Genomic DNA, 12,259 nt, shown 5'->3' on the forward strand with positions numbered 1-12,259 from the left:
AGCGAGTCAGGCGATCCTTGAGCGCGCGAATGCGGCGCTTGCGTTGCAGCTCAGGCGTATTGAAATCAATGCGCTTGGGGGGAGAAGTTGTCGTCATGGTGGAATTGGCCAGATCATTCATGCGCACACCCTAGCGATCCTGTATGACAGAAAGATGACAGTGCAGTGACGCAACAAATCCGCCGCGAAGCAAAGCTGGCAGCGGACTTAAAATTAGGGATGTAACCGGGCTTTGTGTGGGAGCGGGCTCCCACACGGGCCCGGTATTACACCGGGTATCGCAGGCTTAGTTGCCTTCTTTCAGACCCAGCTCAGCCAAGGCCTTGGCGGCCACTTTGGCAGGCAGTGGGATGTAGCCGTCCTTGACGACAACTTCCTGGCCCTGCTTGGACAGCACCAGTTTCACAAACTCGGCTTCCAGCGGGGCCAGCGGCTTGTTCGGGGCTTTGTTGACATACACGTAGAGGAAGCGCGACAGCGGGTATTTGCCGTTCAGGGCGTTTTCTTCGCTGTCTTCGATGAAGTCAGTGCTGCCTTTCTTGGCCAGGGCCACGGTCTTCACGCTGGCGGTCTTGTAGCCGATGCCCGAGTAACCGATGCCGTTCAGCGAGGAGCTGATCGACTGCACGACCGAAGCCGAGCCAGGTTGTTCGTTCACGTTTGGCTTGTAGTCGCCTTTGCACAGGGCTTCTTCCTTGAAGTAGCCGTAGGTGCCGGATACCGAGTTACGCCCGAACAATTGCACTGGCTTGTTGGCCAGGTCGCCGGTCACACCCAGGTCGCCCCAGGTTTTAACGTCAGCTTTGGCGCCGCACAGGCGAGTCGAGGAGAAGATCGCGTCGACTTGCTCCATGGTCAGGTGCTGGATCGGGTTGTCCTTGTGCACGAACACCGCCAGGGCGTCCACGGCAACCGGGATAGCGGTTGGCTTGTAACCGTACTTCTGCTCGAAGGCCGCCAGTTCGGTGTCCTTCATCTTGCGGCTCATCGGGCCCAGGTTGGAGGTGCCTTCAGTCAGCGCAGGTGGCGCGGTGGCGGAACCGGCAGCTTGAATCTGGATGTTGACGTTCGGGTATTCCTTTTTGTAACCCTCAGCCCACAAAGTCATCAGGTTAGCCAGGGTGTCGGAGCCGACGCTGGACAGGTTGCCCGACACACCAGTGGTCTTGACGTACGCCGGGATTGCCGGATCAACACCAGCGGCCACCGCGTTGGCGGTCGCAACGCCAGCAGCGACAAAAGTCATTGCCGCCATCAAACGTTTCAGTTTCATGCCTTGCTCCTAGCAGATAGGGATAATTGGATCGGGGCCAAGTATCGAGAGGCCGTGTGAACACTCTATGTCTGCAATGTGACAATTAGATGAAAGGCCACTATCGGGAAGCAAAGGTATGCGAAGTCAAAAACGGAACACACACTCTCCTTGTGGCGAGGGAGCCTGCTCCCTCACCACAGTAGATCAGGCTGGCGTCAGCGGCCGCGTTTCCACAGATACCCACCCACCAACATCCCCATCACACACAGGACGGCCACATAGTAAGCCGGGCCCATCGGGCTCTCCTTCATCAGCAGCGACACCGCCAATGGCGTCAACCCGCCGAACACGGCATAAGCAACGTTGTAGGAGAACGACAGGCCGCTGAAACGCACCACCGGCGGGAACGCCTTGACCATCACGTAGGGCACTACACCGATGGTGCCCACGAACAAACCGGTCAATGCGTACAACGGAAACAGCCAGTCCGGGTGGGCCATCAGGCTGTGATACAGCGTCCAGGAGGTCGCCAGCAGCAGTGCGCAACCGGTGACCAGCACGCGACCGGCGCCAAAACGGTCGGCCAGGGCACCCGAGGCGATGCAACCCAGGCTCAGGGTCACGATGGCCAGGCTGTTGGCTTGCAGTGCCACCGTGGGGCTGAAGTGGTAGACGGTTTGCAGCACGGTCGGCGTCATCAGGATAACCACCACGACGCCGGCGGACAGCAGCCAGGTGAGCAACATCGACAACACAATGGCGCCACGGTGGTCACGCAGCACTGCGCGCAACGGCAGCTCGGCAGCCAGGGTCTTGCGTTGCTGCATCTCAGCGAAGATCGGTGTTTCATGCAGCCAGCGGCGCAGATACACCGACAACAGACCGAATACACCACCAAGCAGGAATGGGATCCGCCAGGCGTAATCGGAGACCTGCTCCGGGGTATAGGCCGTATTGATCGCAGTAGCTACCAGCGAGCCGAGCAGAATACCGGCGGTGAGGCCGCTGGTCAGGGTGCCGCAGGCGTAGCCGATGTGGCGCGGCGGAACGTGCTCGGAGACGAACACCCAGGCGCCCGGTACTTCGCCGCCAATCGCCGCCCCCTGGATGACGCGCATCAGCAGCAGCAAGAGCGGCGCCCACAGGCCAATCTGCGCGTAAGTCGGCAGCAAGCCCATGATCAGGGTCGGCACGGCCATCATGAAGATGCTCAGGGTGAACATCTTCTTGCGCCCCAGCAGGTCGCCGAAGTGCGCCATGATGATGCCGCCCAAGGGGCGGGCCAGGTAGCCGGCGGCGAAGATGCCGAAGGTCTGCATCATGCGCAGCCATTCGGGCATGTCGACGGGGAAGAACAGTTTCCCGACCACGGTGGCGAAAAACACAAAGATGATGAAGTCGTAGAACTCCAGCGCCCCGCCCAAGGCAGACAGCGACAGGGTTTTGTAGTCGTTGCGGGTCAGCGGGCGCGAGGGCTGCGCACTGCTTGCGGGCACGGAGGACATGGCAAGGCTTCTCTTATAGTAATCATCGTAAAGGACTGCACGCCCGTGACTTGCGGCGGGTTTGGCAAGATAGCAAATCGCCTGAAAAAGCACAGCGCCAGGAACACAGTTGCGCGCAAAAGCCCCGATACAGCGTCTATTTACCGACCAAATGAGCGTCCGGAGGTCGTCGTGGCGCCAGGGTCTCGATATACTCGCCAGTGCAAGCGCCAGACCCGCTGTCTTGAGGGGCTGCTGTGCCAAAACGTTGTTGGGTACCATCCAGCCGATTTGGCAGAGTTTCCCTTTAGTTCGCCTTACGAGAAACGCATCGAGCGGTGTATGTTGGTGCTGAAACGTTTTTCCAGAAGACGGCTATCCACTTCAAATACCCATGAAGCGTCACGGGTCAGAGGCACCCTCGGCATGATCGAACTCGAACAAGAAGATCCTATCCCGCAAGGCGATCTCGCCCTGCAAATCACTGCACTGCCGCGTGAAACCAATGGTTTTGGCGATATCTTCGGCGGCTGGCTGGTCGCGCAGATGGACCTGGCAGGCACGGCAATGGCCAGCAAGGTCGCCGGCGGGCGCGTAGCCACCGTCGCCATTGATCGCATGGCCTTCCTGGTACCGGTAGCCGTGGGTGCACAGCTTTCCTTCTATACCCAGGCTCTGGAAATTGGTCGCAGCTCGATCCAGATGATGGTCGAAGTGTGGAGCGATGACCCGCTGTCCAGCGAATGGCGCAAGGTCACCGAGGCGGTATTTGTGTTCGTCGCCATCGACGGCAGCGGTCGCACCCGTTCGGTACCGTCACGGGCGCGTTAAACCTCGCCGGGTTTTAACGGTCAATTGCCCCATTGCCTGCCACTTGAGAGAGCTTTGTTATGCCTACGCCCCACGTTGAGACGATGAAAATCGACGAGCTGGACTGCTGGCGCATCCGCCACAACGGCGCCGAGCTGATGGTGGCCCAACAGGGTGCGCATATCTTCAGTTACCAGCGCGAGGGCGAACAGCCACTGATCTGGCCGAACCCTGCGGCGGTGTTCAAGCGGGGCAAAGGCATCCGTACCGGCGTGCCGGTGTGCTGGCCGTGGTTTGGTGTTTTCGACCGTAACCCGCAGAGTGTAAAAGCCATGCGCCAAAGCGATCAGCCTGCCGGCGCCCACGGCTTTGTGCGCACCGCGCTCTGGGAGTTGGCCGGGACGGCAATCGAAGGTGAAGCCCTGCGTATCGAGCTGGTGCTGCCGACTCCTGCGAACGGCTTCCCCGGCTGGCCCCATAAGGTCGACTTGAAGTTGAGCCTGCTGCTGGACGACCAACTGCATATCCGCCTCACCAGCCACAACCGCGGCACCGACACCGTGACCTTCAGCCAGGCACTGCACACCTACTTCGCTGTGAGCGACGTGCGCAACGTGCAGGTCGAGGGGGTGGATGGCTTGGCCTATATCGATACTGCTGATGGGTGGACCGAGAAGCAGCAAGCCGGGCTGCTGCACTTCACTGGCGAAACCGATCGCATCTACCTGGATACACCGGCGCAGTTGAGCATTGTCGATAAAGACTGGCAGCGCCGCGTCCAACTCACCAGCGAAGGCTCGAAGTCCACTGTGATCTGGAACCCCTGGACCGAACGGGCCAAGGCACTTGATGACATGGCTGACGATGGCTGGCAGGGCATGTTGTGCATCGAGACGGCGAATGTGCTGGATGATGTGGTAAGCCTGGCGGCCGGTGAAAGCCACACTCTGGGCGTGAGCATCACCAGTATCACCTTGTAAACCCAATCAAATGTGGGAGGGAGCAAGCCCCCTCCCACATTGGTTATGTGTTGGGCTTTAGAGATCGGACTCCTTCACCACCCGCACCTTCCCCGCCTCCAGCGCATACGCTGCATCCGCCAAGTCGTTATTGACCTTCTCCACCTTCAACGTGCCCGTGACCCATAGCGGCGTGTAGATATCATCCAGCTTCAACCCCTTGGGATACCGCACCAGCACCAGTTGGTTAGGCGGCGGTGGCGGCACATGGATGCAGGCGCCCGGATACGGCACCAGGAAGAACAGCGTGCTGCGGCCTTTGGCATCGGTCTCCAATGGCACCGGATACCCACCAATGCGGATATTCTTGCCGTTCATGGCCGCCACGGTCTTGGTGGAATACATCACCGCGGGCAGGCCCTTGCTCTGCTTCAAGCCACCCTTTTCGGTGAACGTGCCTTGGGCTTCGGGGGAGTTATGGTCGATCTCGGGCATGGCTTCGAGGGCTTTCTGGTCCGAAAGCGGCATCAGGTCGAGCCAGTCGGTTTCCGGCAGTTCGCCAGCGTGCGCCAGGCCAGAGCCCAGCAGGAGGAGAGTCAAGAATAGACGGCGCATGGAGAGGCTCTGCAAATACAAGTGCCGAGCATTCTAGCCCTCTGCGCCTGCGCAGCGCAGAGGACTTTGTCGGCTGATTACTTCTTTTTGATCAGGCCGTAGATCACCAGCAACACGATGGCACCTACCAGCGCGCCGATGAAGCCCGCGCCCTGGCCTGCCTGGTAGATCCCCAGGGCCTGACCGCCGTAGGTGGCCGCCAGCGAACCTGCGATACCCAGCAGGATGGTCATGATCCAGCCCATGCTGTCGTCGCCAGGCTTGAGGAAGCGCGCCAGCAGGCCGACGATCAAGCCGATAAAAATGGTTCCGATGATACCCATGGAATTTCCCTCTGATTGGTATGAGTCATGCCAAAGCCTAGTCAGGCTTTGGCATCCTGCAATCAGAGAGACGGCGAGCCCCAATGGTTCCCGCCGTGGCCAGGCTTATTGTTCGGCGATCAACGCCTCAACCTTGAGAATCTGCGCTCGCAGCGTCGCACGATCCTTGCAGCGCAGGTTGGCGTGGCCGACTTTGCGTCCGGCCTTGAACGCCTTGCCGTAGTGATGCAGGTGGCAATCATCGATGGCAATCACCCGCTCAACCGGCGGTACCACGCCGATGAAGTTGAGCATGGCGCTCTCGCCGACCTTGGCCGTGGAGCCCAACGGCAAGCCCGCCACGGCCCGCAGGTGGTTTTCGAACTGGCTGCATTCGGCGCCTTCAGTGGTCCAGTGCCCGGAGTTGTGCACACGCGGGGCGATTTCGTTGGCCTTGAGGCCACCGTCGACTTCAAAGAACTCGAACGCCATCACGCCAACGTAATCCAACTGCTTGAGCACACGGCTGGAATAATCTTCGGCCAGGACCTGCAGCGGGTGGTCAGTACTGGCTACCGACACTTTCAAGATGCCGTTGACGTGGGTGTTGTGCACCAACGGATAGAAGCGGGTTTCGCCATCACGGGCGCGTACGGCGATCAGCGAGACTTCGCCGGTGAACGGCACGAAGCCTTCCAGCAGACAGGCAACGCTTCCCAGCTCGGCAAAGGTACCGACCACATCGGCCGCGGTGCGCAGGACTTTCTGACCCTTGCCGTCGTAACCCAGGGTGCGGGTTTTCAACACCGCAGGCAGGCCGATGCTGGCGACGGCCGCATCCAGATCTGCCTGGGACTGGATATCGGCGAAGGCCGGCGTCGGGATGCCCAGGTCCTTGAACATGCTTTTTTCGAACCAGCGGTCGCGAGCGATGCGCAGGGCTTCGGCGCTCGGGTACACAGGCACGAACTGGGACAGGAAGGCCACGGTTTCGGCCGGGACGCTTTCGAATTCGAAGGTCACCAGGTCGACTTCATCGGCCAGTTGGCGCAGGTGGTCCGGGTCGCTGTAGTCAGCACGCAGGTGTTCACCCAGGGCTGCGGCGCAGGCGTCCGGCGCAGGGTCCAGGAAGGCGAAGTTCATGCCCAGCGGCGTACCCGCCAGGGCCAGCATACGGCCCAATTGGCCGCCACCGATTACTCCGATTTTCATCAATAACAACCTCAGGCGATGCGTGGGTCTGGATTGTCCAGCACGCTGTCTGTCTGCTCAGCACGGAATTTTTTCAGCACCGCATGAAACTGCGGGTGCTTGGCGCCCAGGATGCTGGCCGACAGCAAGGCTGCGTTGATCGCACCGGCCTTGCCGATCGCCAGGGTTGCCACCGGAATGCCAGCCGGCATCTGCACGATGGACAACAGCGAATCCACGCCCGAGAGCATTGACGACTGCACCGGCACGCCCAGGACAGGCAGGTGGGTCTTGGCCGCACACATGCCTGGCAGGTGCGCCGCACCGCCGGCACCGGCGATGATCACCTCGATGCCACGGGATTCTGCTTCATCGGCATACTGGAACAGCAAATCCGGGGTGCGGTGGGCAGAGACCACCTTCACTTCATACGGAATGCCGAGTTTTTCCAGCATATCGGCGGTGTGGCTAAGGGTGGACCAATCGGACTTGGAGCCCATGATCACGCCAACCAATGCACTCATCGTCGTGCCTCTTCTCTCTGGGCGCCCGCAGGCGCGTCAAAAAACAACAAGCCACGCGGGAAATCCGGCGTGGCTTGGTGTACGAATTAAGGCCGGTTGGACCGGCCGAAGGCCGCGCAGTATACCGTAATAATCCAGATAAACAGCCCCTGAGATGACCATCTGTCTTACACGGTTAAAACACACCGTCTTGTCTTGCGGGTCAACAAACCGAGCCCCCTCTACAAGCAAAACATCTTCGCCTCCTTTTTGATTTTTATTCGGTAAACGGTAGACGGTTACGACAACCTCTGATGCTTAATCGTCAAGACACCTTATAACGAGAACTTTATTCTATTAACAGTTTTATAAAACCCTTTAAATAGAATGTTAAGGATAACAAGTATGACGCTCCCTACCCCTGACCAGCCATCGGCTGAAAGCATCATAACGATGGAAATGCCCTTGCCGGCATTTATATTGCGCAGGTTTAACGAACACGTAAGACACACACTGGCTGATTTCCCCGACTTCATAACGAGTGCATTCGCATTACTGAACCAAGCCCTCGAACCATTCTTGCATGAGGCCACGCTCGATGAGATTGTCTTCCTCACCTCGCAAGCGCTCTCAGACAACGCGCCAATACCGAGCGAAAATAAACTGATCGCTATTATCCATTCAATACTATTCTTCGATTCGGCACCGACAAGCTACAACAGTGACTGCGTTTTTCTCAGCACAGGAGGCCCCAGGCCACATCTGCTATCAATCGACTATCAAACTGTAATCCACGCAGTCCTGTTTAAACTCAAGGGCATCAACTATTACCTGGATCTGGTCGATAACTTCTGGACCGCCCCTCATAAAGCATTGCCACTCACCAACAAAGACTATGTCGCCAACGCCATGGCCGTCCAATTACAGTGCGCCAGAAGCGTGAGAACAGCGGATAGCTCTCTTAACCTGGAAAGTGCTTCTTTACTTTTACGCCTTGCAGATTTAAACATCGTACCCGCGGTGTGCTTCTATAAGATATCGCTTACACTACCAGCGTCAGAATCCCAGCCTGACATTCCGCTCACCGGCGCCTTTTTGATCACACTGAAACCTGAAAACCACATCGGTGACAAGAATCCCTGCGTGCTGTATATGCCCCGAATGAAAATACAGCAATTTGATTCTGTTGCCATGGTAAAGGCCTATCTGGCTATTTATCTTATCAATCCGCAGATAGAAAAAAACCCACTATTCCCGTGCATCGCCTTCAGTCAACGCGCTGCCACTCATCGCTTGATCACTCAAAGGAAATTGGATGAGCAGAACATTCGCCTGGCCAGCTTTTCAACGGATCAATTATTCTTCAGTGACTACATCCAGGGGCTGATCGACCAACAAAAACAGAATCTCATCCATATGTGGTCAGTGGCGGATCACCCGCCCATCCCGCCCGAACACTTGCAGAACACCCTTCGTCGTTATTGGATAAATCACCGAGATTTCGATTTTTTCGGCGAGTGTCTGAAGAACCATGCGCTTCCTGCATTGGAGGCCTGGAAAAAAAACCAAATAACCGCAGGAGCACCAGAGAATAATCAACCCGCTAACGTACCGGAGACGCCTCCTAGCGCAATCGCAGAAAACGAGAAAAAGCCATTACGACCGATAAAACTTCACATCATTCTTCATCAAGATCTTGAATTTAACACCTGGCAATTTTTATCGGACCTTTATTTTAAATGGTCACTCAAAACATACACCTTTGCCTCAATAAAAGAATATTATTTTTCTTGGGTGATTGATGAAATTGAACAATTATCAGGTCGCACTGTTGAACTCATAGAAATAAAAAAAGAGTCCGCACCCGAACTGTATAAGTTCAAATACCACTCGGACACCACTCTCGACGCCAGCACCCGATGGGTGAATGCGGTGACTGAATATTTAAATAAAACATCGCAAACCACGTCCCCCCTTGACAAGTTCATCCTGCTCACTCGCCATATCCCGGTCCCAAGTGCGGCACGGGGGTTCGTCAATGAAATTGGAGGTCAATTTGCAATCGCGACGCTCCAAAACTACCGAACGGCCGCACATGAAGTAGGGCACATGCTGGGTGCGGAGCATGACGCAGGAGAGATCATCTACAATGGCTGGTGGAACGAAACAACCATGCACGTAAATGACGAATTCTCAGTTTTGCGCCTCAATGCCTATCGATTTAGCGACAGAAACAGAGAAACCATCAAAACCTACCTTGGCCAGTTCGATTGATTGATCGCCGCTGCCCATCCAAATAAAGGTGAAGGTCCAACCCCGCGGCCTTCATCTTTTTCAACCTCCAGGACTCGCCGCCCCACCCTCCAACTTGCGCCACAGCAACCGCACGTTCGCCTTGCGCACCAACGCGCAGCGATACAGACGAATCTCCAGCGGCACATGCCATTGCGGGCCGCCGCACACCACCAGTTCGCCACGCGCCAGTTCGGCACGCACACTCAACTGCGGCACCCAGGCAATCCCCAAGCCTTCCAGCGCCATGCTTTTGAGGCTGTCAGCCATGGCGGTTTCGTACACGGTGGTAAAACGCAGGGCGCGTTGGCGGAGCAACAGGTTCACCGAACGCCCCAGGAACGCACCAGCACTGTAGGCCAGCAACGGCACACTGCCCTCACCTTCCAGATCGAACAGCGGTTTGCCATCGGCATCGGCGGCGCACACCGGGAGCATCTCGGTGTTGCCCAGATGCAGCGACGGGAAGATTTCCGCGTCCATCTGCATCGCCGCGTCCGGGTCGTAGAACGCCAGCATCAGGTCACAGCCGCCTTCACGCAGGGCGTGCACCGCATCGCCGACGTTGGTGGCGACCAGTCGGGTGGCGATGTTCAAACCCTCGTTGCGCAGTTGCGCGATCCAGCGCGGGAAGAAGCCCAGTGCCAGGGAGTGGGCGGCAGCCACTTGCATGACTTCACCCTGCCCGCCTTCCAGGTGATGCAAATGCCGCAGTACTTCACCGAGCTGTTCGACCACGGTGCGCGCCGTCACCAGGAACAACTGCCCCGCCGCTGTCAGCTCCACGGGCGTGCGCGAGCGGTTGACCAGGGTCAGGCCCAACGCGGCTTCCAGGCTGCGGATACGCCGGCTGAACGCCGGCTGGGTCACAAAGCGCCGTTCCGCAGCCTGGGAAAAGCTGCGGGTCGCCGCCAGGGCGCTGAAGTCTTCCAGCCATTTGCTTTCAAGGTTCATCATTGCCTCCCACGCCGAATGCACCATTTTGGCACACACGCCCGCCATCATGGCTGGGTCACATCCACATTATGCCGTTTGTGCATAGCCCAGTGTTTAACAGCATTGGCCCAAAAACTTCTACAAGCCTAGCATTCGCAGCGTTCCGGCCAGTTCCGGGTCCATATCGAGATGATTTCCGTCATGTCCTCTGCTGCATCTTTCCGTACAGAAAAAGACCTGCTTGGCGTACTCGAAGTACCTGCTCAAGCGTATTACGGCATCCAGACCCTGCGAGCGGTGAACAACTTCCGCCTCTCGGGCGTTCCGATTTCGCATTACCCGAAATTGGTGGTCGGCCTGGCAATGGTCAAGCAAGCAGCAGCTGACGCCAACCGCGAGTTGGGCCAGCTCAGCGAAGCCAAGCACGCTGCCATCAGCGAAGCCTGTGCCCGCCTGATCCGCGGCGATTTCCACGAAGAGTTCGTGGTGGACATGATTCAAGGCGGCGCTGGCACTTCAACCAACATGAATGCCAACGAAGTCATCGCCAACATCGCGCTGGAGGCCATGGGCCATCAGAAAGGCGAATACCAATACCTGCACCCCAACAACGACGTGAACATGGCGCAGTCGACCAACGACGCCTACCCGACCGCGATCCGCTTGGGTCTGCTGCTGGGCCATGACGCGCTGCTGGCCAGCCTCGACAGCCTGATCCAGGCGTTCGCCGCCAAAGGCGCCGAGTTCAGCCATGTACTGAAAATGGGCCGCACCCAATTGCAAGACGCCGTGCCGATGACCCTCGGCCAGGAATTCCGCGCCTTCGCCACCACCTTGGGTGAAGACCTGGCGCGCCTGAAGACCCTGGCGCCGGAGCTGCTCACCGAAGTGAACCTGGGCGGCACCGCCATCGGCACCGGCATCAACGCCGACCCACGCTACCAGGCCCTGGCCGTCCAACGCCTGGCCACCATCAGCGGCCAGCCGCTGGTACCGGCGGCTGACCTGATCGAAGCCACCTCCGACATGGGCGCCTTCGTGCTGTTCTCCGGCATGCTCAAGCGTACCGCGGTGAAGCTGTCGAAGATCTGCAACGACTTGCGCTTGCTGTCCAGCGGCCCACGCACCGGCATCAATGAGATCAACCTGCCGGCGCGCCAGCCAGGCAGCTCGATCATGCCCGGCAAGGTCAACCCGGTGATCCCGGAAGCGGTCAACCAGGTGGCATTCCAGGTCATCGGCAACGACCTGGCCCTGACCATGGCAGCCGAAGGCGGCCAACTGCAACTGAACGTGATGGAGCCGCTGATCGCCTTCAAGATCTTCGACTCGATCCGCCTGCTGCAACGCGCCATGGACATGCTGCGCGAGCATTGCATCGTCGGCATCACCGCCAACGAAGCACGCTGCCGCGAACTGGTGGAGCACTCCATCGGCCTGGTCACCGCGCTGAACCCCTACATCGGCTATGAAAACGCCACCCGCATCGCGCGTATCGCTCTTGAAAGCGGCCGCGGCGTGCTGGAACTGGTGCGTGAAGAAGGCTTGCTCGACGACGCCATGCTCGACGACATCCTGCGCCCGGAAAACATGATCGCTCCACGCTTGGTCCCGCTGAAGGCCTAAGCGTTTGTTGCACCGCTCACCAGGCTGAGGGACTAGACACCTCTCACCTTTTGAGGGCCTGAAGGCTCGTTCTTCAGGCCCTTTTTTTTGCCTCAAGGTTGTGAAATGAAGCCCATAAAAACTCCAATATCGCCCTGCAAACCCACCTTGCTTGCCACCGCGTGGCTGAAACCTTTAATCAGCCCGTGCAGACGGATCAGTCTCGCCTAGGTATAGTGCCGCCCCTCTCGCGTCTGCGGCCATCGGTAACGAGGCCCGGGTACCACGCGAAACCGCATGAATAACA

11 protein-coding genes are annotated in these 12,259 nt (G+C 58.3%); 4 read left to right on the forward strand and 7 right to left on the reverse strand.

All coding sequences use genetic code 11. The annotated features are described in order from the left end of the window. Nucleotides 1-286: 286 nt before the first annotated feature. Together PSEBG33_RS00425 and PSEBG33_RS00420 are read right to left on the reverse strand one after the other, a co-directional pair. Nucleotides 287-1,273 (reverse strand): phosphate ABC transporter substrate-binding protein PstS, encoded by a 987-nt coding sequence (locus tag PSEBG33_RS00425; RefSeq protein WP_005792536.1) that lies wholly within the window; start codon nt 1,271-1,273, stop codon nt 287-289. A 197-nt stretch (nt 1,274-1,470) separates the two neighbouring features. Further along, a complete protein-coding gene (locus PSEBG33_RS00420) occupies nt 1,471-2,760 on the reverse strand; it encodes an MFS transporter (protein ID WP_005792537.1) in 1,290 nt (429 codons plus the stop codon). 405 nt (nt 2,761-3,165) lie between these two features. Here PSEBG33_RS00420 and PSEBG33_RS00415 point away from each other — a divergent pair, with 405 nt between their 5' ends. Together PSEBG33_RS00415 and PSEBG33_RS00410 are read left to right on the forward strand one after the other, a co-directional pair. Beyond that, a complete protein-coding gene (locus PSEBG33_RS00415; RefSeq protein ID WP_003176975.1) occupies nt 3,166-3,570 on the forward strand; it encodes an acyl-CoA thioesterase in 405 nt (134 codons plus the stop codon). 59 nt (nt 3,571-3,629) lie between these two features. Then, nucleotides 3,630-4,529, forward strand: a complete 900-nt coding sequence (locus tag PSEBG33_RS00410; RefSeq protein WP_005792538.1) for a D-hexose-6-phosphate mutarotase — start codon at nt 3,630-3,632, stop codon at nt 4,527-4,529. 57 nt (nt 4,530-4,586) lie between these two features. Here PSEBG33_RS00410 and PSEBG33_RS00405 read toward each other — a convergent pair whose 3' ends face one another. The 4 genes from PSEBG33_RS00405 to purE all read right to left on the reverse strand — a co-directional run bounded on the left by PSEBG33_RS00405 (nt 4,587) and on the right by purE (nt 7,140). Continuing rightward, nucleotides 4,587-5,123 carry a DUF3299 domain-containing protein gene (locus PSEBG33_RS00405; RefSeq protein WP_032803754.1) on the reverse strand — a complete coding sequence of 179 codons (537 nt, stop codon included), beginning with the start codon at nt 5,121-5,123 and terminating at the stop codon, nt 4,587-4,589. A 77-nt stretch (nt 5,124-5,200) separates the two neighbouring features. Continuing rightward, entirely contained in the window at nt 5,201-5,446 is a 246-nt protein-coding gene (locus PSEBG33_RS00400) for a GlsB/YeaQ/YmgE family stress response membrane protein (protein WP_005792540.1), read from the reverse strand. A 105-nt stretch (nt 5,447-5,551) separates the two neighbouring features. Then, entirely contained in the window at nt 5,552-6,637 is a 1,086-nt protein-coding gene (locus tag PSEBG33_RS00395; protein ID WP_005792541.1) for a 5-(carboxyamino)imidazole ribonucleotide synthase, read from the reverse strand. 11 nt (nt 6,638-6,648) lie between these two features. Continuing rightward, nucleotides 6,649-7,140, reverse strand: a complete 492-nt coding sequence (purE, locus tag PSEBG33_RS00390) for a 5-(carboxyamino)imidazole ribonucleotide mutase (RefSeq protein ID WP_003195648.1) — start codon at nt 7,138-7,140, stop codon at nt 6,649-6,651. 384 nt (nt 7,141-7,524) lie between these two features. On the opposite strand from purE, the gene PSEBG33_RS28260 reads away from it, so the two are divergent. Beyond that, the gene (locus PSEBG33_RS28260) at nt 7,525-9,393 is read left to right on the forward strand and encodes a hypothetical protein (RefSeq protein WP_005792543.1); all 1,869 of its coding nucleotides are present in this window, start codon (nt 7,525-7,527) and stop codon (nt 9,391-9,393) included. A 60-nt stretch (nt 9,394-9,453) separates the two neighbouring features. Here PSEBG33_RS28260 and PSEBG33_RS00385 read toward each other — a convergent pair whose 3' ends face one another. Continuing rightward, a complete protein-coding gene (locus tag PSEBG33_RS00385) occupies nt 9,454-10,365 on the reverse strand; it encodes a LysR substrate-binding domain-containing protein (RefSeq protein WP_005792544.1) in 912 nt (303 codons plus the stop codon). Nucleotides 10,366-10,548: 183 nt separating this feature from the next. Between PSEBG33_RS00385 and aspA the strand changes: the two genes are divergently transcribed. Beyond that, entirely contained in the window at nt 10,549-11,973 is a 1,425-nt protein-coding gene (gene aspA, locus PSEBG33_RS00380) for an aspartate ammonia-lyase (RefSeq protein ID WP_003195657.1), read from the forward strand. Nucleotides 11,974-12,259 lie beyond the last annotated feature (286 nt).

The sequence above is a fragment of the Pseudomonas synxantha BG33R genome (assembly GCF_000263715.2).
GTDB classification, from domain to species: domain Bacteria; phylum Pseudomonadota; class Gammaproteobacteria; order Pseudomonadales; family Pseudomonadaceae; genus Aquipseudomonas; species Aquipseudomonas synxantha_A.